The 21,407-nt window shown below is 63.4% G+C and carries 21 protein-coding genes and 2 pseudogenes; 10 read left to right on the forward strand and 13 right to left on the reverse strand.

The window, feature by feature from the left end; all coding sequences use genetic code 11:
- A pseudogene (locus EI28_RS14020) lies at nucleotides 1-762 on the forward strand (hypothetical protein); the annotation flags it as partial.
- 130 nt (nucleotides 763-892) lie between these two features.
- Here EI28_RS14020 and EI28_RS07805 read toward each other — a convergent pair.
- From EI28_RS07805 to EI28_RS07825, 6 genes and pseudogenes are all read right to left on the reverse strand, one after another.
- Nucleotides 893-1,597 carry a phosphoglycolate phosphatase gene (locus EI28_RS07805; protein ID WP_048114065.1) on the reverse strand — a complete coding sequence of 235 codons (705 nt, stop codon included), beginning with the start codon at nucleotides 1,595-1,597 and terminating at the stop codon, nucleotides 893-895.
- Entirely contained in the window at nucleotides 1,591-2,565 is a 975-nt protein-coding gene (radA, locus tag EI28_RS07810) for a DNA repair and recombination protein RadA (protein WP_048114066.1), read from the reverse strand. Before radA ends, EI28_RS07805 begins: the two co-directional genes overlap by 7 nt.
- A 102-nt stretch (nucleotides 2,566-2,667) precedes the next feature.
- Nucleotides 2,668-3,399, reverse strand: a complete 732-nt coding sequence (locus EI28_RS14815; protein ID WP_231476647.1) for an OB-fold nucleic acid binding domain-containing protein — start codon at nucleotides 3,397-3,399, stop codon at nucleotides 2,668-2,670.
- Between the two features lie 53 nt (nucleotides 3,400-3,452).
- On the reverse strand, nucleotides 3,453-3,956 hold the full coding sequence (locus EI28_RS14820; RefSeq protein ID WP_231476649.1) for a hypothetical protein: 504 nt from the start codon (nucleotides 3,954-3,956) through the stop codon (nucleotides 3,453-3,455).
- Nucleotides 3,957-3,972: 16 nt separating this feature from the next.
- Nucleotides 3,973-5,264 (reverse strand): annotated as a pseudogene (lysA, locus tag EI28_RS07820) (diaminopimelate decarboxylase).
- Entirely contained in the window at nucleotides 5,261-6,409 is a 1,149-nt protein-coding gene (locus EI28_RS07825) for an LL-diaminopimelate aminotransferase (protein WP_048114067.1), read from the reverse strand. The pseudogene lysA and the gene EI28_RS07825 overlap by 4 nt, the downstream one beginning before the upstream one ends.
- A gap of 104 nt (nucleotides 6,410-6,513) precedes the next feature.
- On the opposite strand from EI28_RS07825, the gene nifS reads away from it, so the two are divergent.
- The 8 genes from nifS to EI28_RS07865 all read left to right on the forward strand — a co-directional run bounded on the left by nifS (nucleotide 6,514) and on the right by EI28_RS07865 (nucleotide 13,233).
- Nucleotides 6,514-7,713, forward strand: coding sequence for a cysteine desulfurase NifS (gene nifS, locus EI28_RS07830; protein ID WP_048114068.1), 1,200 nt, complete (start codon nucleotides 6,514-6,516; stop codon nucleotides 7,711-7,713).
- On the forward strand, nucleotides 7,713-8,156 hold the full coding sequence (locus EI28_RS07835) for an iron-sulfur cluster assembly scaffold protein NifU (protein WP_048114069.1): 444 nt from the start codon (nucleotides 7,713-7,715) through the stop codon (nucleotides 8,154-8,156). The genes nifS and EI28_RS07835 overlap by 1 nt, the downstream gene beginning before the upstream one ends.
- Before the next feature lie 25 nt (nucleotides 8,157-8,181).
- A complete protein-coding gene (gene cutA, locus EI28_RS07840; protein ID WP_048114070.1) occupies nucleotides 8,182-8,499 on the forward strand; it encodes a divalent-cation tolerance protein CutA in 318 nt (105 codons plus the stop codon).
- Nucleotides 8,499-9,248, forward strand: coding sequence for a formate dehydrogenase accessory sulfurtransferase FdhD (fdhD, locus tag EI28_RS07845; RefSeq protein ID WP_048114071.1), 750 nt, complete (start codon nucleotides 8,499-8,501; stop codon nucleotides 9,246-9,248). The genes cutA and fdhD overlap by 1 nt, the downstream gene beginning before the upstream one ends.
- Nucleotides 9,245-9,718: a DUF1890 domain-containing protein gene (locus tag EI28_RS07850; protein WP_048114072.1), complete on the forward strand. Its 474-nt coding sequence runs from the start codon at nucleotides 9,245-9,247 to the stop codon at nucleotides 9,716-9,718. Before fdhD ends, EI28_RS07850 begins: the two co-directional genes overlap by 4 nt.
- Nucleotides 9,697-9,972 carry a DUF1894 domain-containing protein gene (locus EI28_RS07855; RefSeq protein ID WP_048114073.1) on the forward strand — a complete coding sequence of 92 codons (276 nt, stop codon included), beginning with the start codon at nucleotides 9,697-9,699 and terminating at the stop codon, nucleotides 9,970-9,972. Before EI28_RS07850 ends, EI28_RS07855 begins: the two co-directional genes overlap by 22 nt.
- Before the next feature lie 679 nt (nucleotides 9,973-10,651).
- Complete coding sequence (locus EI28_RS13175) at nucleotides 10,652-12,640, forward strand: ATP-binding protein (RefSeq protein ID WP_082223125.1); 1,989 nt, start codon at nucleotides 10,652-10,654, stop codon at nucleotides 12,638-12,640.
- A gap of 107 nt (nucleotides 12,641-12,747) precedes the next feature.
- Nucleotides 12,748-13,233, forward strand: coding sequence for a TspO/MBR family protein (locus EI28_RS07865; protein ID WP_082223126.1), 486 nt, complete (start codon nucleotides 12,748-12,750; stop codon nucleotides 13,231-13,233).
- Between the two features lie 176 nt (nucleotides 13,234-13,409).
- Here the strand turns inward: EI28_RS07865 and EI28_RS07870 are convergent, their stop codons facing one another.
- The 7 genes from EI28_RS07870 to EI28_RS07900 form a co-directional block, all read right to left on the reverse strand.
- Nucleotides 13,410-14,012, reverse strand: coding sequence for a CDP-alcohol phosphatidyltransferase family protein (locus EI28_RS07870; RefSeq protein WP_048114075.1), 603 nt, complete (start codon nucleotides 14,010-14,012; stop codon nucleotides 13,410-13,412).
- Nucleotides 14,009-14,521 carry an adenylate kinase family protein gene (locus EI28_RS07875; RefSeq protein WP_048114076.1) on the reverse strand — a complete coding sequence of 171 codons (513 nt, stop codon included), beginning with the start codon at nucleotides 14,519-14,521 and terminating at the stop codon, nucleotides 14,009-14,011. The genes EI28_RS07870 and EI28_RS07875 overlap by 4 nt, the downstream gene beginning before the upstream one ends.
- Nucleotides 14,518-15,576 (reverse strand): histidinol-phosphate transaminase, encoded by a 1,059-nt coding sequence (gene hisC, locus EI28_RS07880; RefSeq protein WP_048114077.1) that lies wholly within the window; start codon nucleotides 15,574-15,576, stop codon nucleotides 14,518-14,520. Before hisC ends, EI28_RS07875 begins: the two co-directional genes overlap by 4 nt.
- Nucleotides 15,560-16,684, reverse strand: coding sequence for an acetylornithine transaminase (locus tag EI28_RS07885; protein WP_048114078.1), 1,125 nt, complete (start codon nucleotides 16,682-16,684; stop codon nucleotides 15,560-15,562). The genes hisC and EI28_RS07885 overlap by 17 nt, the downstream gene beginning before the upstream one ends.
- A gap of 7 nt (nucleotides 16,685-16,691) precedes the next feature.
- A complete protein-coding gene (guaA, locus tag EI28_RS07890) occupies nucleotides 16,692-17,609 on the reverse strand; it encodes a glutamine-hydrolyzing GMP synthase (RefSeq protein WP_048114079.1) in 918 nt (305 codons plus the stop codon).
- 9 nt (nucleotides 17,610-17,618) lie between these two features.
- Complete coding sequence (gene pyrG / locus EI28_RS07895) at nucleotides 17,619-19,208, reverse strand: glutamine hydrolyzing CTP synthase (RefSeq protein ID WP_048114080.1); 1,590 nt, start codon at nucleotides 19,206-19,208, stop codon at nucleotides 17,619-17,621.
- Nucleotides 19,209-19,347: 139 nt separating this feature from the next.
- Nucleotides 19,348-19,758, reverse strand: coding sequence for a PaaI family thioesterase (locus EI28_RS07900; RefSeq protein WP_048114081.1), 411 nt, complete (start codon nucleotides 19,756-19,758; stop codon nucleotides 19,348-19,350).
- 277 nt (nucleotides 19,759-20,035) lie between these two features.
- On the opposite strand from EI28_RS07900, the gene EI28_RS07905 reads away from it, so the two are divergent.
- Nucleotides 20,036-21,211: a hypothetical protein gene (locus EI28_RS07905; protein ID WP_048114082.1), complete on the forward strand. Its 1,176-nt coding sequence runs from the start codon at nucleotides 20,036-20,038 to the stop codon at nucleotides 21,209-21,211.
- The last annotated feature ends 196 nt before the right edge of the window (nucleotides 21,212-21,407 follow it).

Consider the following 21,407-nt stretch of genomic DNA (forward strand, 5'->3'; position numbering starts at 1 on the left):
AACCACGGGCCGAACGGGGAATGGGATTACGAGATGGGCGGAGGCCCGAGCATTGGTTCCCGTTTTGGACATGAGGCATGGCTTGGACGATGGGAATATCCGGTTACTGAGACGGTGATTCTCATTTACTCGGAGAATGTCCCGGTTTATGTGGTAAGCACGGTGGATTTCGTATATGACGGATTCATACGAGATCCTTACACCGGCGAAGAAGATTATATCCCACGGAAATACTACGATAAACGAGAGGTAATGCCCGAAAAACAGCCCGGAAAACCGAGATATTATGATCTCCCGGGCTCTTCCCCAATACGCTTGTATCGCGAAGGAAGGCCCGATAATCCCTATTTACCGGCCACTCCAACGCCCACTGAGTCACCCACATTCACACCAACCCTTACTGCTCCAACTGCATCTCCTACGGCTATAGAAACACCATCCCCGGTAGGAACATCGGTTCCGCAACTAACCCTGGTGCAGCATTTGCCGCCCCACCCAACCCCGACCCCGCCCCGGGATGACCGGGAACCGCCAAAAGACTGGACACCACCGCCAACCGTTCCCCCGGCCACTCCATCGACAACACCGAAGCCAACCCCAGTTGAGGAGCCAATTGAGGAGCCCACGGTCGAGGAGCCGACCCCGGAGGTGACCACGGTTGTGGAGCCGGAACTGGAAGAAATCTCAACATTCACACCGGAATCGACTGAGGAGCCGATAGAGGAGCAGACTCCTGTGGAAGACGAGAACGAAACCAATTAAACTCCGCCGTTGCGAGGAGCCGGTATGATTGATGGATTCGGGAGGACGAGGTAATAATTGAAATACAGAATCCCCGGCGTTAAAGAATGACCTTCAGGGTCGGTCATTGAGAGCCGGACTACGAACGCGGTTACCGTACCCCAAGATCATCAAAATACTCTTTTACCGCTTCCACGAACCCGTCCCCGTAGGATTCTTCGGTGACCCGGTCCGCCGCCGCCCGGGTCCGTGCCGGGGCATTTCGCACCGCGACGCCGACCCCGGCGGCTTCGAGCATCTCGATGTCGTTCTCGGAGTCGCCGATAGCCATCATCTCTGAGGGGGAAAGCCCCATCTCACGGGCCAGTTCCATGAGCGCCGTTCCTTTGTTCACGCCGGGGGTCTGGAGATGGATTGCAAACCCGGTATCGAGCACCCGGACGGGGAGGCCGTGGTCGCGGATGACTGCTCTTGCCTCGTCGGGGTCGATGTTCCGGGCGAAGGCCACGTCGGCGAACCGGTACTGCGCACTGTAGAGTTCGAGTTCTATGCCCCTTCCGGCAAAATAGTCTTTGAGAACTTCGAATGCCACGAGGCAGGCTTTCTTGTTGCCGGGGATGCGGAGGGTGCCTGAAAACCCCCTCCGGTAGACGCCGCCGTTCTCACCGATGATCGTCCCGTCCGTCCCGACCATCTTGCAGAGACCGTCCATGAAGCAGACGGTGTTGCCGCTTGCGAGCACCACTTCTATCCCGGAATCGACGAGCATCCGGATGGCCTCGACGGCAGCGGTGTTGATCCGCCGCTGCCGGTTGGTGATGGTGCCGTCGACATCCGTTACGAGTGCCTTCAACACTGCTTGAGCCCTGCCTGCTCGACTATGAACGCCGCCTCGCCCTCGGGGAGGTTGGGACTGTCCACCAGGCGGGCGACCCTCTTGCCGCCCTTGCTCTTCCTGAGATAGAGCCGGAATGTTGCGGTGTGCCCGACGATGTTGCCGCCGATCGGTTTCGTGGGGTCGCCGAAGAGGACGCCGGGGTTCGACATCACCTGGTTGGTCACGAGACCGACGGCGTTGTGGTCGTCGATCAGTTTCAGGAGGTCGTGCATGTGCCGGTTCAGTTTCTGCTGCCGGGGAGCGAGGGTGCCCCGTCCCGCATACTCCGAACGGAAGAGCGACGTCAACGAATCGATGACGAAGAGCCTGACCGGGTAGTCGGATTTCCGCAGGTCGTTTGCGAGTTCCCGCGCGGTCTCGAGGAGCAGCATCTGGTGGTCGGAGCTGTGCGCCCGCGCGACGTGAATACGTTCGAGGACTTCCTCGATCTCTCCGATCTCCGCCTCTTCGGGGAGCCCGTTGAGCATCTGCTCGATACGCTCCGGCCGGAACGTGTTCTCGGTATCGACGTAGATGACTCCACCGTGCAGCCCACCGAGTTCTTCGGGAAGCTGGGCGTTGACGGCCATCTGGTGGACGAGCTGGCTCTTACCGGACCCGAACTCGCCGTAGACTTCCGTTATCGCCTGCGTCTCGAGGCCGCCGCCGACCAGTTCGTCGAACTCGGGGACCAGTGTCCTGAGTTTCTGGATATCCTTTCTCTTATCGAGGATATCGCGGCCCGTCTTGAACCCTCCGATATCCGCCATCTTCCGGGCGGCGAGAATCACTTTCTTTGCGGTGGCCTCGCCGATCTCCGCCGCCTCGGCGAGGTCCGATGTGGTGGCCGTCGCAACGCTCTCGACGGTCCCGTATCCGGCCTCGCGGAGCTTATCGGCAGTGGTTGCTCCGACGCCGGGTAAATCTTCAAGATCAATCTCTGACATCTTTTTCCTCACTTGATCTCTATGGTGTGTTCCGTTACGCTACACTAAGAGTCTATATCGAGAGACATAAAGGTCGCTTGCCGTGCGGGGTGAAAGTGAAGATCAGGATCGGGGTTCTTCGGCGAACCGATCCAGGCGTCGGTGCAGGTCGTCGGGATCGGGGTGTACGACCTCGAGATTGCTCGGGCTGATCACGCCCCGGTGCACCGTTCCCCTGGCGCGCACGTGGTATCCGACGGGCAGCGGTTCACGAAGGAGGTAGCAGGCGTCGCCGGTGTCGAGAGCGGTTCCCTGCCGGGTGGCGACGATCGTTCCCTCGACCTCCACCTCTTTCTCCTCCTCGCCGAGGACGGCGAGAGCGCTCCCCCACGAGAGGTGCACCTCAAGATCGCCGTAGCGGCCCCGCCGTACGGTCGCGTTGTAGACCTCGATCCGGTCGCCGGGCACCAGGTGCTCGTCCGCCTTCTCGCCCCAGGCGACGAGCGGGATCTCGCCGGTATCGTCGGCGATGACCAGGTTCCTGACCGAGGACTGCCGCCCGTTCCGCGTGACGAACGAGTGCGGGGGCTGGACGGAGAGAACCGTCCCGGCAAGCGAGCAGGTTCCGCCCTCCTCGACACCGGCGATGGTGTCCAGGGGGAGTTCGATCTCCCGGTCGGAGGGCAGAACGGACGCGGATTCGCCGAGACTGTACTCGATCCCCCGGTCGTTTTCGCGGGCGACCGCCCCGCGGATGACGACGTTCTCTCCCTGCTCCACCCCGAGGAGGACGTCCGGCACCCAGGCGACGAGTCGGAAGACGCCGTCTTCGTTCCCGATCACCGCCTCGACCATCTCGCCGGGTGTTCCGTCGCGGCGGGTGAACGTCCGCGGGTTCTCGACCGAGATCAGCCTGACCTCGAGGTCCCCCGCCGGTCCGGGAGCCGAAGCGTCTCCCCCCTCATCACAGGAGATCTCGCACGCCGCCTCCTGGACGGCGACGGCGGTGACGTCGGGGATCTTTCCTTTCCCCTTCGGCCGGCGAGGATCTCGAGGACGTCGCCCGCCTCGATCTCGGAGACGCCCGCGGCCTTCTCGTCCCAGAGGGTCAGCCTGGCCCTGCCGGTCTCGTCGCCCACCGTCACGTTCGCGACGATGCCGGGCGTGCCGTCGGGCCGCTCGAACTCCCGGGGCTCCCCGACGGAGAGCACCTTCGCAAAGAAGCACGCGAGGCTCGGGGCGGCCGCAAGGTCGCGTATCCGGATGTGCGAGCGCCCCAGGTCTTTGACGACCAGCATCGCGGCAGTCCGTTCGTCGAGCAGGTCTCCCGACTCCGCTACCTTCTCCTCCACCCGCCGCTCGAACTCTCCCTTCTCGAGAAGGTCGTCGACCAGGAGGTAGTGGAACTTCACGGCTGCGGCTCCGGCCCTACTCCTGCCAGGGCACCGTCATCATGGGGGCGGTCAGGTCGTCGATTGTCTCGGCCCGGCGCATCAGCGCCGCCTTCTCGCCCGCGAGGAGCACCTCGGCGCAGCGGGGCCGGCTGTTGTACTGCGACGACATCGCAAACCCGTAGGCCCCGGCGTCCAGCACCGCGATGAGATCGCCTGCCTCGAGTTCGGGGAGCATCCGGTCTTTCGCGAGGATGTCGCCGGTCTCGCAGATCGGCCCCGTGACGGAGTACTCCCGCACGGCGGGCGCGTCGGCCCTGTTCGCCGCCACGACCTCGTGGTAGGAGTCGTACATCGTCGGCCGGACGAGAAGGTTGAACCCGGCGTCGACGTTCGCGAAGGTCTTATGGGCGGTCTTGACGGAGTTGACCCTTGTCAAGAGGACCGTCGAGTCGCCGATGAGCCACCGGCCCGGCTCGACCCAGAGTTCGGGCTCGATCCCGAGTTCTTTGATGCCGCGAAGGAAGACCGGCATGACCGCTTCCGCGTACTCCTCCGGCGTCGGGGCGCGATCGGTCTCCCGGTGGTAGGGAATGCCGAGGCCGCCCCCGATATCGATGAACGAGAGGTTGACCCCGATATCGAGGAGATCGCGGGCGACGCCGATCAGCACCTCGACCTCGCGGGCGAAGGGCTCCACGTCGAGGATCTGCGAGCCGATGTGGCAGTGGATACCGACCGGGTTCACGTGCTCGAGCGCGAGCGCTTCCCTGTAGGCATCCAGAATCTGCCCTGCGGGAATACCGAACTTGCTCGTCGCAAGCCCCGTCGCGATCTTCGGGTGGGTGGGAACCTCGATTGCGGGGTTGACCCGGAAGGCGATATCGACGGTTGTTCCCACCGCTCCCGCCGCGCGGTCGAGCTGCCGGAGTTCGTCGAGCGAGTCCACCGAGACCCGGATACCCTTCTCGACCGCGAGGGCGAGGTCGGCGGGGGTCTTTGAGCTCCCGTTGAAGAGGAGCGACTCCGGGCGCATCCCGGAGGTGAGGGCGAGTGCGACCTCTCCTGCGGAGAAGACGTCGGCGCCGGCGCCCATGGAGCGAGCGTCTTAAAGACCGCCAGGTTGCCGTTCGCCTTCGCGGCGTAGAGGATGCGGATCTTTTTGTAGTGGGCGGTGAGTGCCCCTGAGAGCCGGTTGAAGTTCCCGCGGATCCGCTCATCGTCGGTGACGTAGAGCGGGGTGCCGAACCGTTCCGCGAGGTCGACCGTGTCGTGCTCCCCGATCCGGAGACGGCCGTCCCTGACCGTGAGGTGCGAGGGGAGGATCACAGGTCAATCCCCCGCATCCGCTCTACGGCCTCGTTGATCCGCTCGATCGACCGGGTGATCGCGAACCGGACGAATCCTTCGCCGTTCGTGCCGAACCCGACGCCCGGGGTCGCGACGATCCCGGCTTTGTCGAGGAGCTGTGCGGAAAACGCCATGCTGTCGTCGACCGGTGCCCAGACATAGAAGGTGGCCTTCGGCGCCGTGACGTCAAGCCCGATCTCGGAAAGCCCTTTCACGAGCACGTCCCGGCGTTCCCGGTAGACCGCGCAGGACTCTGCGATGCAGTCCTGCGGGCCGGTGAGCGCGGTGATCGCGGCGTGCTGGATGGCGTTGAACGCGCCCGAGTCGATGTTGGTCTTGACCCGGCCGAGCCCTGCGATGATCTCGGGGTTCCCGCAGGCCATCCCGATCCGCCACCCGGTCATGTTGTAGGTCTTCGAGAGCGAGTGCATCTCGACCCCGACCTCCATCGCGCCGTCGGCCTCGAGGAACGAGGGCGCCCGGTAGCCGTCGAAGGTGATCTCGGAGTAGGCGTTGTCGTGGACGACGACGATGTTGTGCTCCCGTGCAAACTCGACGACTTCCTCGAAGAACGAGAGGGGCGCTATTGCGGCGGTGGGGTTGTTCGGGTAGTTGATGAACATCAACTTCGCCTGCTTCACGACGTCGGCAGGGATATCCTCGAGCACCGGGAGGAAGTCGTTCTCGGCGCGGATGGGCATCTCGTGGATCTTGCCCTCGGCAAAGAGCGTGGAGGTCTTGTAGACCGGGTAACCCGGGTCGGCGGCAAGGACGACTTCTCCCGGGTTGACGAAGGCCTCGGCGATGTGCGCGATGCCTTCTTTCGAGCCGATGAGCGCGAGGGTCTCCTCCTTCGCGTCGAGGTCGACCCCGAACCGGGTCCGGTACCAGTCCGCCACCGCCTCGCGGTAGGGGAGCATGCCGGTGTAGGAGGGGTAGTGGTGGTTCTCCGGGTCTCTGGCCGCGGTGCAGAGCGCCTCCACGATGTGGGGCGGGGTGGGGAGATCCGGGTCGCCGACACCGAAGTCGATGACGTCGACACCCTGACGCTGCTTCTCCTCTTTCATCTCGTCAATGCGTGCAAAAAGGTAGGGGGGAAGGTGATCCATGCGTCTCGAATACATTATCAGATATTGCGCATGGAACCCTATTTAATTTCTTACTCGTGGTGGGAAGGGTTCCGGACCGGTAACGCTGATACGCTTCCGGCTCCTACGATCTACCGGACATGAACGATCAGGTAGAGCGCACCCTCTATATGGATCATGCGGCGACGACCTTCATGAAGCCCGAGGTCGTTGCGGCGATGGCCCCGTACCTCTCGGAGCATTTCGGCAACCCCTCGTCCCTCTACCGGTATTCCGGGGAATCCCGGAGCGGCGTTGAGACGGCGCGGGGACAGGTGGCGACGGCCGTCGGCGCAAACCGCGAGGAGATCTTCTTCACCTCCGGCGGGACGGAGGCCGACAACTGGGCGATCAAGGGGGTCGCTTTCGCGAACCGGGAGCGCGGCAACCACATCGTCACCTCCGCAATCGAGCACCACGCGGTCCTTCACACCTGCGAGTGGCTCGAGAAGCAGGGGTTCTCGGTCACCTATCTCCCCGTCGACGAGTTCGGGAGGGTTGACCCGGTGGCGGTCGAAGCGGCGATCACGGATGAGACCATCCTCGTCTCGGTGATGACGGCAAATAACGAGATCGGGACAGTCCAGCCGGTCGCGGAGATCGGCCGCGCCGCGCACGACCACGGCGTCCTCTTCCATACCGACGCCGTCCAGGCGATCGGGGCGATGCCGATCGACGTCGACGCGATGAATATCGATCTCCTCTCGCTCTCCGGGCACAAGTTCTATGGCCCGAAGGGGACGGGGGCGCTCTACATCCGGCAGGGGACCCGGGTCGAGACCCTGATCCACGGCGGCGGGCAGGAGCACAGAAGGCGGGCCGGAACCGAGAACGTCCCCGGTATTGTCGGGCTCGGGAGGGCGATCGAACTTGCGACCGCCGATATCGAGGGGCACAACCGCCGGATCGCCGCGATGCGGGACCGGCTGATCCGTGGTATCCTCGGCTCCATCCCGGACTGCCGCTTAAACGGCCACCCGACCGAACGCCTCCCGAACAACGCGAACTTCAGTTTCCGCTACGTCGAGGGGGAGTCGATCCTGCTGCTGCTCGACGGCCGCGGGATCTGCGCCTCCACGGGGAGCGCCTGCTCCTCGGGGTCGTCGGAACCGTCACACGTCCTGCTTGCGACCGGACTCTCCCACGAGGAGGCGCACGGTTCGCTCCGGCTGACGCTCGGCGATGCGAACACGGAAGACGACGTCGATTATGTCCTCGAAGTGCTGCCGGAGGTGATCGGGCGGCTGCGGCGGATATCGCCGCTGACGCCTGCCCGCACCCGGATGCCGGAGGCCGAATGATGTATACGGAGAAAGTAATCGAAGAGTTCACGAACCCCAAGAACGTGGGTGAACTGGCCGACGCCGATGCCGTCGGCGAGGCCGGGAACCCGACCTGCGGGGATATCATGAAGATCTACCTCAAAGTCGAGAGCGACCGGATCGTTGACGCCCGGTTCCAGACCTTCGGGTGTGCGGCGGCGATTGCCTCGAGTTCGATGGCTACCCGGATGATCCTGGGGATGACCATCGCCGAGGCATGGAACCTCTCGAACGCCGATGTGGTGGACGCTCTCGGCGGCCTCCCGGAACCGAAGGTGCACTGCTCGCTCCTCGCCCGCGACGCTATCCGGGCCGCGATCGACGACTTCCGAACCCGCGGGGGACTCGAGCCCCTGGAGAGGGGGTCGGACTGCTGCTGCTCCGGGGAGGGCGGCTGCGATTCCTGCCCCGGGAACGATTAAATACGGGCGCTACGAAAGGTAAACCATGGTTCTCCCGGAATTCGCCGTGGTCTTCTGCACGGCCCCCGCCGGCGAAGCGGAAGCCCTTGCAAGAGCGCTCGTCGATGCACGCCTCGCCGCCTGCGTGAACGTCGTCGACGTGCAGTCCTGCTTCTGGTGGGAGGGCACGGTCGAGAACGAGGCCGAGCGGCTCCTCGTCGCGAAGACGCAGCACCGCCTGCTCGAGCCGCTCATTGAGCGGATCAGGGAGCTCCACTCCTACGAAACCCCTGAGATCATCGCCCTCCCCATCGTCGGGGGCTACGCCCCATACCTCGACTGGGTCCGGGAGGAGACGGCCTGATGGAGATCGTCTGCCGCGCCGGCATCCAGATGACGGGTGACGGTGCACGCGAGGTTCACGACGACATCATCGTCGAGGACCACGTCCGGCTCTTTTTGAACGGCGAGTTCCTCACGGCGCTCGTGGCAAGCCCCGACCGCCTGGACGACCTCGGGGCGGGGTTCGTCGTCTGCGAGGGATTGGCGGACTCGGTCGAGTCGGTGGAGGTTGCCGGGAAGGACGTCCACATCACCGCACCGGTGAAAAAGGAGATCCGGCTCGAGACGGAGTCGTCCGGCGGTTCCCGCGTGCTCGGCGAGCCGGGATCGGTCGCGTCGTCGATCACGATCACGGCGGACGGCATCCGTGCGGTCACGGCGGCGATCGAGTCCGACACCTGGCGGAGGACCGGCGGCGTCCACTGTTCGGTTCTCTTCTGCGACGGCGAGCTGGTCACCCGGGCGTGTGATGTGGGGAGGCACAACACCGTCGACAAGGTCGTGGGCCATGCGGCCTTAAAGGGGCTCGACCGGTCGAGGTGCGTCCTCGGGTGCACGGGCCGGCAGCCGGCGGGGATGGTGGCGAAGGCGGCGAACGCGGGGATCCCGATCGTCGTCTCCCGCGCCGCCACGACCGACCGGGGCATCCTCACGGCACAGCGCGCGGGGCTCACCCTGGTCGGCTTCTCGCGGGGGGAGCGGTTCACCATCTACACGCACCCGGAGCGGGTGCCCGAAGTCCTTGAGCAACTGGAGAAGACAAAACGATGACCGAGAACAACGAGAAGACCGCGCTGATCCTGCTCGGGTGCCCGCAGGTGCCCGTCCAGACGAGCATGGCGCTCTACCTGGTGCACGGCCTGAAGGAGCAGGGCATCCGGCCGGTGATTGCCGGGACACAGGCGGCCCGTAAACTGATGGAGGTGGCCGACCCGGACTGGCACTACGTTTCGGAGATGACCGATCTCGACGCGGCGATCGACGAGATCACGGGGAAGCAGCGGGATTTCGACCTCTGCTTCGTCTTCATCCACAACGATTCAGGCATCGCGTATGCCGGGACGATGGCCTACATATCGAAGGCACGGGTGTATGCGCTCCTCTTCGGGGAGCACGCGCGGGATCTTGCCGGCGAGATCGAGTTCCCCTGCGAGGTCGTCGCGGCGAAGGCCGTCCACAACCCCATGCCGTTGAAGCGGAAACTTGACGAGGTGATGCAATGGGCTGTCTCGAAGCGCTGAAACCCGAGGTCATTCTCTCGCAGACAACGTTCAAGGAGGCGCGGGAGTACATCAGGAAGAACGTCCGGGAGTACCACGAGGTCGAACCGGGCTACAGGATATTCGACGTCCATATCATCGGTGTGCCGCCGCTGTATGTCGGGGTCGAGGGTGAGCACCTGATATTCCCCTACACCAAGCCCTGCCACGGGACGTTCGTGGTGAAGGTTGCCGGCGGCGAGGAGATCGCGCGGCTGCGGGCGAGGAGGAAGTAGCCCCTTTTTTAGAACCCGTAGTGTTTGTCCCGGCCGTTCAGTTGCACCGTTGCTTTGCGCGGAACCCATATGGCTGATGGCACCTTCGCGCCTGATAGTGCTCGAGTTCCTGCCAGGACGGTAGTCGCACTCACAAACCATCACACCCGGGGTGAGGCTGTATCCCCTCCCCTGCACAGTTGCCTCACGCGAAGGCGCGAAGGCGCGAACTCCGGCATCTAGTTTCTGGCGACCCTTCGCGTTCTTCGCGGCTTCGTGTGCGTCGTGATGTATAGTTAGGAGGTGACTCGTCCTCTGGGGAAGGATTTCAACAAAGCTGGATCTTCCCTTAAAAGAGTATATTGATAGAGACTCCCGGGAATCCCTCAGAAAAATGGAGGGGCGATCTGCCCCGTCTCATCGATCCCGGAGTCAATCGTATTTCTGGAAGAGCGCCGGGTTCTGCCGCTGCATCCACCAGCGCCGAACCAGGAACCCGCCGACGGCAAGCACCTGGACGGCCCCGGCGACAAGGGCGACGTCCGGGCCCAAAGAACGAGATATAAATTACCGGAGAACCGTACTACACTAGTGAGAACCCGGGCGCGTGCGGCCATGCCCGTGCGGCGAGCCGTTTGCGGCCGGGACACCTGAATTTACACCGATACGGGCAGGTACCAGCCTGGATGCAAGTGAGACCATGAGCGAACCCTTACGCGTGCTGTTGATCGAGGAGAACCCCGGCATTGCCGTGAGTATCCAGGAGATGCTTCGCGAGTGCGGGCGCGACGTCGAGTTGATCCGTTGCGAGCGCTCCGAAGACGGGTTTGCCGCGGTATCGGGGGGCGGAATCGACGTCGTGCTCCTCGACCTCGATCTCACGGGCGGACGGGGGGCGGCGGTATTCGACCGCCTGCGCCGGACGGTTCCCGACGTCCCGGTCATCGTGCTCACCGCGGCGGGAGAGGATCCCGCCGCGCTCCGTGCGATGCAGAACGGCGCGCAGGATTACCTGGTGAAGGAAAAGACCGACGCGGAACTGCTCTGCCGGGCGATCCGGTACGCGCTCGAACGCAAACAGGTGGAGGCCGCGCTCCGGAACTCGGAGACGATGTATCGGAGGCTCGTCGAGAACCTCAACGAAGGCGTCCTCGCCGTGGATGAGGCCGGCCTCATCACCTTCGCGAACCCGGCGATGGAGGAGATCCTCGGCTGCTCCTCTGCACACCTGATCGGATCGCCGGTCGCCGGGTTCTTCGACGCTCCCGGCCGGGCGGGAACCGCTTCGAAGAACCCCTTCTGCCGCGAGACCGACGAACGGCAGGAGTTCGAACTGGATCTCCTCCACTCGGGCGGCGGGCGCGTCCACGCGCTCGTGGTCACGTCGCCGGTCACCGACGAGTCCGGCAGATTCCGGGGCTCGATTGCCGGTGTCATGGACATCACCGAGCGCAAACGCGCCGAAGAGGAACTCCGGGTCCGGAACGAGCACCTCATGGTGCTCAACCAGGTGATCGGCGTCACGGCCGCCTCCCTCTCTCTTGCCGGGCTCCTGGAGGAGTCGCTTGAAAAAACGCTCGAACTGATGAGGCTCGACGTCGGAATCGTCTACATGCTCGATTCCGAGCGAAAACGGGCGCTGTTGCAGCACCAGAAAGGGATGCCCGAATCGGCCCTGACCCGGAACCGCCTGATCAAGGTTCACCACTGGCCGTTCAACTTCATCTTCATCGCCGGCCAGCCCCGCTACATCGAGCAGCAGGCCGACCTCAACTCCATCGAGGCAAGCATACTCCGGGAACTCGAGGTCTCCGCGCTCGCCTGCATTCCCCTCGTCGCGGAGTCGGTCGTCGTCGGTGCGGTATACGCCGGCAACAGGACGAAAGCATCCTTCTCCCGGGAGGAGAGGGAGCTCCTCGAGACGATAGGGCAGGAGATCGGGTCGGGGATCCTGAAAGGGATGCTGCACAAGAAACTCGAGGCCGCCAACCGGGAGGCGAACCTCTACCTCGACATCATGACGCACGACATCAAGAACGCCGAGAACGTCTCGAACCTCTACACCGATCTCCTTCTCGAGATGCTGGAGGGAGAGGCCGCGCTCTACGCGAGAAAGATCCGGAGCAGCATCGAGAGGAGCACTGAGATCCTCGGCAACGTCACCACGATCCGCCGCATCCACCACGACTCGCCCGACGCCGGGCAGGTCGACCTCGCCGCCGTTATCAGGGAGGGAGTCGCCGCCTTCCCCGACGTTGCGATCGAGTTTGCGGGGGGCACCCCCGCCCGGGTCTGGGCGGACGACCTGCTCTCCGAGGTCTTTACGAACCTCATCCGGAACGCCGTCAAGTTCGGCGGCCAGGATGTCAGGATCGCCATCCGGGTGGAGGATTACGACGGCGAGAGCGTGCTGGTCTCGGTCGAGGATACCGGGCCGGGCATACCCGATCCCATGAAGGAGTCGATCTTTTCCCGGTTCGAGCGGGGATGGGTCGGGGGGTACGGCGACGGCCTCGGCCTCTTCATCGTCCGCGCTCTGGTCGAGCGCTACGGCGGCACCATCCGGGTGGAAGATCGGGTGGAAGGGCGACCGGATCTCGGTGCGGCATTCAGGTTTACCCTCCATGAGGTTCTCCCCGCCGGCGACGACGAGGACGACGAGTACCCGGACGGGGAGGAGTGCGAATAAAATTCCATTCCGGGAACGGTGCATCGTCGGCTTTCCGTCGGAGCCATGGCTGACGATCGTTCCCCGGATCAAAAGGCTTAAGAATGCGGGAAACGTTATTTCCCAACGTGACACCAGCCTACGTCCGAATCATCCAGTTCATCGTGGCGATAGGGGTCAGTCTCGCGGCCGGGCGGATCGGCTCGATCTTCACGATGCCGGCAATCCCCACCTGGTATGCCGGTCTTACTATGCCCGAGTTCAGTCCACCTTCATGGGTCTTCGGTCCCGTCTGGACGGTGCTCTATATCCTCATGGGCATCGCGCTCTATCTCGTCTGGAGCAAGGGGTGGGGGCATAAGAACGTGCACGTCGCGACGGCGATCTTCGGCGTTCAACTTGTCTTAAACGTCCTCTGGTCGTTCGTCTTCTTCGGAATGCAGGCGCCGTTCTTCGCGCTCATCGTGATCCTGTTCCTCTGGGTTGCAATCCTCATGACGATAGTCGCCTTCGACCGGGTCTCGGTACCCGCGGCGATTCTGCTCGTTCCCTATCTCCTCTGGGTGAGTTTCGCGGCCTATCTCAACTACGGCATCTACGTCCTTAACCCGTAGGACCGCCTATCTCTTTAGGTGCAAATGCAGGCTCCCGGGCTCAAAACCCGGGGGTGCGATGCACCCCCTGCTGTAGCGACAGACGTTGCGTGAGCCGGCAGCACAGGGAGGGGTGCGAGCCACAGGACGCGAGCAGATCGAAGCCCTTCTCGACCCATAAAAATTGAACGGGAGTTCTACCGTTTTTCTATCTGCCGCCAGACGTGGACGAAACGCTGGAACGCAGTGTAGTGCCCGAGGAAACCGAATATAACGAGGAGCCACCCGAGGTAGTTCAGGCCGTAGATCGCCCCCGGGATCAGCACGGTAAGGGCGCCTGCGATGATGATCAGCACCAGGCGATCCGCCCGGCCGAGGATGCCGCCGTAAAACCTGCCCACTCCGACGGCCTGCGCCTGGGTGCCGAGGTAGGAGGACATCAGGACGCCCGTCAGCGCGAAGACGCCGATCTGCCAGGGTGCAGCCCCGCCCGCGAATATCCCGGTGATGATGAATATGTCGGCGTAGCGGTCGATGACGTGGTCGAGAAAGTCCCCGCGGATGCCCGCGATCCCCATATCCCGGGCGAGCGCCCCGTCGAGCGCGTCGAAGACGGCGTTGAACGCGACCATGACGGTGCCGAAGACGACTCCCCCGGCATAGAACGCGATACCCGCAAGTGCCGAGACGAGGAACGATGCAATCGTCAGCGCGTTCGGGGTGACCCCGATCCTTCGCATCAGGTTCACCACGGGCTGAATGATGCCCTGCACCTGCGGCCGGAACTGGTCGAGCGTCATCTTCCGACCTCCAGGTAGTCCGACCAGTCGATGGAGCCGTAGGACGGCGGGAGTTCTCCCCGGACGAACCGCTCGATCCGGTCGGCGCACTCGTCGACGGAGAGATCGGTCGTATCCACCTCGAGGACGTGTTCGTCCGGGTGCTCCTCGAGCGTCTCGATCAGGATGACGTCGAGCGCCTCCGCCTCGGCGTTCTCCGCGACCTTCTCCTCAGGGTAGTTCCTGGGTAAAAGTCGCTTGCGGAGAACGTCCGGGCGGCACCGGAGCACCACCACCCGGTCGCAGGGGAGGAGGTGGGCGAGGTGGCCTTCGACAAACCCGTCGAGGGGCTCGAACTCCTCCACCCACCGGTCGACGTCCACCACCAGCGTCTGCCGGGAGCAGTCCTCTTCGATAACGTAGGGCCGCACCGTATCCGTCAGTCGGACGACGGCGTGCCCTCGCCGTTCGAGTTCGGCAGCAATGGATGTCTTCCCTGTTCCCGGCGTGCCGGTAATGCCCGTCATCATATGTTCTTGATCGCCTCGAGGAATCGGATGTTCTCCCAGTCTTCACCGATGCAGACCCTGATGTAGTGGTTCCCGAGCCCCGGGAAACTGGTGCAGGACCGGACGAGGACGCCCTTCGCCGCGAGGCGCGCCACTGCCTCGTCGCCTGTGTGGGGGTCGACGTCGATCATGACGAAGTTTGCGTCCGAGGGGTATACCCTGAACGGCACCTCTTCGAGGAACCGCCGCCGCCACTCCCGCACGTGGTCGCGGGTCTCTCTCACCCGTTCGGTGTCGGCGAGCGCCCCTGCGGCGGCCGCCATCGAGACCGAGTTCAGCGCGAACGGGGTTGCGGCCTTCTGGTAGAACGGCTCGAGCCACTCCGGAACGAATGCATAGCCGACCCGCAGCCCTGCAAGAGCGAAGATCTTCGACATCGTCCTCCCGAGGACCAGGTTCTCGTAGCGCCGCATCAGCGGCCGGTAATCGATATCCGCAAAATCGACGTAGGCGTTGTCGAGGAAGAGCAGCCCGTCCATTCCTTCCAGGATCGTCTCGACGTCCTCCGGCGGGATCGAGTTCCCCGTGGGGTTGTTCGGGGAGCAGAGGAAGGCGAGTTTCGCCCCGCGGCAGGCGTCGATGAACCCTGCCGGATCGACCGAGAAGTCCTCCCTCCGGGGGGCGTTCACGACCCGTGCGCCGTGCGCCGCGGCCGCGATCCCGTAGAACGAGAAGGTCGGGGTCGAGACGACCATCGTCTCGCCGGGCTCGACGACCGTCCGGATCACCGTCTCGATGACGCCGTCCATCCCCGAGCCGGTGACGAACCGGTAGTCGCCGTGGTAGCGGCGGAGGGCTTCGACGAGCACCGACGTCCGCTCGTCCGGGTAGCGGTTCACTTCCCGGAGAGCGATCGCTGCCGCTTCCAACGCGGCGGGCGACGGCGGCCGGGGGTTCTCGTTGCTCGCGAGGCGGGCTACCCGGTCGAAGCCGTGCTCCCGTGCGACGTTGTCGGCCTTCTTCGCGTAGGAGTAACCGCCCGTGCCCGAAAAGCACGCCCTAACCAAGCGCCGCATTGATGACACCGACAGCCGTGTCGATCTCCTCGTCCGTGATCACGAGCGGTGGGATCAGCCGGAGGTTCCCGTCGGCTGCGCAGTTGACGAGCACCCCGTTCTCGGCGCAGGTCTGCTGCACCTCCGGGCACCGGTCGCCGACCGACATGCCGATCATCAGGCCGCGGCCCCGGGGATTGTGGGCGGCAAGGCCCTTCTTGAACCGTTCGCCCTTCCGCGCGACGTCGGGGAGGATCTCCTCGATGACGCCGATCGTTGCGAGTGCCGCTGCGCAGGCGAGCGGGCCTCCGGCGAAGGTGCTGCCGTGCTCGCTCTTCTTGAACTCGAGCCCCTCGCGGGCGACGAGCGCGCCGATGGGAAAGCCGCTCGCAAGCCCTTTTGCGATCGTGACGATGTCGGGGGCAACACCGGAGTGCTGGAAGGCGAACCATTTCCCGGTCCGACCCATCCCGGTCTGCACCTCGTCGACGATCATCAGCGCGCCGGTATCGTCGCAGATCTCCCGGATGCCCTGGAGGAACTCGTCGGGCGGGATCAGGATGCCCGCTTCGCCCTGGATCGGCTCGATGAAGACCCCGGCGGTATCCTTATCGACCGCACCCGCAAGAGCGTCCAGGTCGCCGTAGTCGACGAAGGTGCAGGGAGTCGAGAGCGGTTCGAACGGCTCCCTTATGGCGGGCTTGTGGGTGACGGCGAGCGACCCACAGGTCCGGCCGTGGAACCCGTGGGTGAACGCGACAAAGTTTTTCCGTCCTGTCCGGACGCGGGCGAGTTTCATCGCACCGTCGTTTGCCTCCGCGCCGGAGTTCGAGAAGAACGCTTTCGAAAGCCCCGTGATTCCCACGAGCCTCTCCGCGAGCTCCGCCTGGTTCGGGATGTAGTAGAGGTTCGAGCAGTGGATCAGCTGCTTTGCCTGACCGCAGATCGCCTCGACGACCTTTGGGTGGCAGTGGCCGGTGCTGCAGACCGCAATTCCTGCCACGCAGTCGATATACTCCCGTCCCTGGTCGTCCCAGACACGCGACCCCGCGCCGCGGACGATCTTCATCGTCCGGCTAAACGCGGGCATGTAGTAGCGTGCATCAAGCACGCGTGAATCTTCTGCCATGATTATCTCACTCGTATTCAATCGTCGCCGGGGGTTTGGGGGTGACGTCGTAGACCACCCGGGCGACGCCGGGGATCTCGGCGGTGATCCTTGTTGCCATCCGGGAAAGCGTCTCGTAAGGCAGGAGCAGCGGGTCCGCGGTCATCCCGTCCCGGGATCCGACGGCCCGGACCGCGACGATCCAGCCGTGCAGCCGGACGTCCCCCTTGACCCCGGTTCCAAGGCCGATGAGCGCCGCGAAACACTGCCAGGGGCGGAACTCCTCCACCAGGCACTCCTCGACGATGGCGTTCGCCTCCCGGACGATCGCGATCTTCTCTTTCGTCACCTCACCGAGCACCCGGACGGCGAGCCCCGGGCCCGGGAAGGGCATCCGGTGCTGAATCTCCGCCGGGAGCCCGAGCCCGCCGGCGACCTCGCGGACCTCGTCCTTGTAGAGGTCGGCAAGCGGTTCGATGACGCCTTTGAATTCAATATCGAGGGGCATGCCGCCGACGTTGTGGTGGCTCTTGATGCCCCCCTCGCTCTCGATGCGGTCGGGGTAGATCGTCCCCTGCAGGAGCATCGTCGCTCCGGTTCGCTTCGCTTCCCGCTCGAAGATCCTGATGAACTTCTCGCCGATGGCCTTGCGCTTCTCCTCGGGATCGACGATGCCCGCGAGAGCCTCGAAGAACTCGTCGGCGGCATCCACGACACGGAGGTTTGCGTCGGCAAAGAGCGACCGAATCCGTTCGGTCTCTCCCTTCCGCATGAGGCCGGTATCCACGTATATCGGGACGAGCTGGTCGCCTATCGCGCGGGTCGCGAGCGCCGCGCAGACCGACGAGTCCACGCCGCCGGAGAGCGCCATCACGACTTTATCCTCACCGGCAGCATCGCGTATCTCTCTGACTGCCCGGTCGATAAACTTCTCGACGTTTACCATTATGCTGTCTCACCTGATCTCGGATGTTGATTTATTCTTCTTGCATGCCTCTACAAATCCGATGTAGGGCGGGGAGGGGTTTGTCGGGCTCGATTTGAACTCGGGGTGGAACTGCGTCGCGAGGTAGAAGGGGTGATCCGGGACCTCACAGACCTCCATCCGCGGGCCGCAGGTTCCCGAGAAGACGAGCCCGGCGCCTTCGAGGTCCGCGATGAACGCGGGGTTCACCTCGTAGCGGTGGCGGTGGCGCTCCACGATTGCCGTCTTCCCGTAAAGACCGGTCACCTTCGTCCCATCTTTGAGGACGACGTCGCAGTCCCCGAGGCGCATCGTGCCGCCGAGGTCGCTGACATCTTCCTGCTCGGGGAGGATGGCGATGACGTGCGTTCCGTCGCCCATCTCTTCGCTCGTGGCGTCCTCGATGCCGAGGACGTGCCGCGCGTACTCGATCACCGCGAGCTGGAACCCGAGGCAGAGGCCGAGGTAGGGTTTCTTGTTCTCGCGGGCGTACCGGATCGCCCGTATCTTCCCCTCGATCCCGCGCTGCCCGAACCCGCCCGGGATCAGGATACCGTCGACGTCGGCGAGATCGCAGACATCAAACGTCTCCGCATCCAGCCAGCGTATGTTCACCTCGGTAGAGAGCGCTCTTCCGGCGTGCTTGAGCGACTCCTTGATGGACATGTAGACGTCCTCGATTCCGTACTTGCTGACGATGGCGACCGTCGCCCGGTTCGTGTACTCCTGCGAGACGACCCGGTACCACGCGGGATCCGGCTCCCGGTTCTCCAGGGAGAGGTAACTGCAGACGACGTCCGCGAGCCCTTCCTTCTCCAGTTCCATCGGGATCTGGTAGATGTCCGGGGCGTCCTTTGCGGAGACGACGGCTTTTACCGGGACGTCGGTGAAGGCGGAGATCTTCTTCTTCGTCTGCGGGCTGATCACCTCGCTGCTCCTGCCCACGATGATGTCGGGCTGCAGCCCGAGTTCCCGGAGCGTCTTGACCGAGTGTTGCGTGGGTTTGGTCTTGTGGTCGCCCATGGTGTCGACCGGGACGAGGGTGACATGAACCAGGATCATCTCTTCCGGCGCAAGTTCGCCGTGCATCTGCCGTACTGCCTCCAGAAACGGCATGCTCTCGATGTCGCCCACCGTGCCGCCGACCTCGACCATGCAGACATCGGCAACCCTGCCGCCGTTGACCGGCTCCTGTGCCGCGCGGCTGATGCAGTGCTTGATCTCGTCGGTGATGTGGGGGATGATCTGGACGGTCGCGCCGAGGAAGTCGCCGCGCCGCTCCTTCTCGATGACGTTCCGGTAGACCTTGCCCGTCGTGATGTTGTGGATCGATTTGAGGTTGATGTCCAAGAACCGCTCGTAGTTGCCTAAGTCGAGGTCGACCTCTCCGCCGTCGGAGAGGACGAATACTTCACCGTGCTGGGCGGGATTCATGGTGCCGGCGTCGATGTTCAGGTACGGGTCGATCTTCACCGCCGTTACCTGGTAGCCGCGGTTTTTCAAGAGGCGGCCGATGGATGCGGTGGTGATGCCTTTCCCAAGCCCGCTCATGACGCCGCCGGTTACAACGATGTACTTCAAGATCTCGTTCCCCTCCGGTTGTTCCGGATGCTCTATCTTATGTATGTGATCTCGGGTATTGAGAATGTATTGTTCCGGCGGTCTCCGGGAATCCCCGTCTGCGCGAAGAGGGCTTTCGCCGGACGGGACCGCCCCGGCGCTACCCCTCGATGACCGCGAACGACGTCGACGTCCGGGTAAGAAGCGTATCGTCCGCCGCGCTCCTGACCTCTCCGTCTGCAAACGCTACCCGGCGGCCTTTGCGGACGACCTTCCCGGTGGCGACGATCGTCCCGGTGTTGACGCCCTTGATGAAACTGGTATGCTCGTCGATCGTGGCGATTCGCTCGTTCTCGGCAAGAAGCGTGTAGAGCGCAAGTGCAATCGCCTCGTCGGCGAGCGCCACGTAGACCCCTCCCTGGAGCCACCCGGCGCCGTTCAGCATGTCCGGCCGGACCTCCATGGTGAGGCGGGCGCGCCCGTCGCCGTATTCGTCCACGTCTATCCCCATCATTTTGAAGAAGGGATTCGCGTCCCTTCCTACCCGCTTCAGCTCGTCAATGTAGCCCACGCGATCACACCTCCCGGAAAATTTGGGGTCTGTCGGGATAAACGTTATGAACACCGATTCCGGATACGGAATTCGATTCGTTTACCCTGCGTTTTTGCCGGCAGGACGCCGTGGTCCCGGCGGCAGGATCCGTTGCCGCCTCACCGTCCAAAAAACCCTTTCCTGAACGGATCTCTTTGTAATGCCGCAGATGTGGGATTTTGCATCTTCTTCTGGCGGGGGAGCCCCGGAGATCATATAAAAACAAATATCTCTTCAGGTCTCCACCAATACAGATATGGAAGATGCGTGGCAGCCCGAAGCGCTCAGGAACAGGAGACTTGAGCAGCTCCGGGCTACCATGGACGATTACATCGCAAAGAACACCGAACAGGTGGAGGGAAATCTCCCGGTCTTCTTCGGGCACGTCGCCGCCACGCTCGACAAGACGTTTCCCGAACTCGATGATCGGACCTACGACGACTTCATCGATGCGACTGTTTTTGCGCTTCTCGGCGTCACGAGCGAGGCTCCTACCCCGGAGTTTCTCGATAAAGTCCTGCGTCACGCCATGGGGAACAAGCGGCGCCGCAAGGGGCGGGCAACGCTCGACGTGGTCGTGGCCCTCAAACTGATCGATTCCGGCAACTATTACCAGGCGATCGAGTGTCTTACGCCCCACAGGGGTTACGACGGCCGCATCAACGCCGCGATCGCCTACTGCTACTACGCCCTGTCTCTCGCGAAGAACCAGAAATCGAGACTTCGCCCCGACGACCTGGAACTGCATGCCCGCGAGGAGATGCTGAACCTCTCCCGGGTCCGCGCTCCGCTCAACCGTCTTGGCCTCTTCAATCGCAAAGACAGCCGGTTGAACTCGATCTTCTGGTTCATGCTGGACCTGGCGTTCGCCTGGTTCCCGAGCGAACCGGAGTTCTACCGCATGGGCGTCACCTGGACGAAGCACGAGGGGGATGTCGAACGCCGCAACCACCTCCTTGCCCATGCAACGGAGCGGTTCTCGGACGACAGGTTCTTCCTGACGGAGGCGTTCAACACCCGCGTGGAGTTGCGTAACGGGAGCGGTGCCGCGGCTATCGTCAAACAGATGATGCAGCAGTATCCCGACGATCTCGAACCGCTCTACTACGGGATGAAACTCGCGATTCTCGGTGCCCAGCCGAGATCCTACGCGAGTTTCCGGAAACTGGCGATCTTAAAAGAGTTCCCCCGGCACCTGCTTCTGATGCTCGATGCCGTCTTCGAGGTCATGTGCAACCACAAGATGGAGAGTTATGTCTGCTTTGGGGAGGCAAAGAAGGCTTCTCCCGGGCGGGATTACTACACCACGGCACTTGATTACATCCTCCGCGACTTTATCGAAGGAGACGAAGAACGGGCGAAGCGTGCACGATCCACGTTCTTTACGGCCATGGATCAGTACTGCATGCAGGTCCTGAAGATAAGGGAGTGACGGAAGTGGTTGTTGTGCTGCACGGTCCCCCCGGGGAATTATGGGCCTCGTGGCGGAGAATCCTTTTTTCCGCCTGCAGACCGCTGTTTGTCCTGGATCGGCTCCTCTGTGCCGATGTTTCTCCAGATAATCGAGTGGAATGGCCCGTTTCGAAAATAACGCGGAAAGACAGAACGATGCATATATCTATCTCGAA

Origin of the sequence: Methanoculleus sp. MH98A (assembly GCF_000691865.1) — an archaeon.
Lineage (GTDB): Archaea > Halobacteriota > Methanomicrobia > Methanomicrobiales > Methanoculleaceae > Methanoculleus.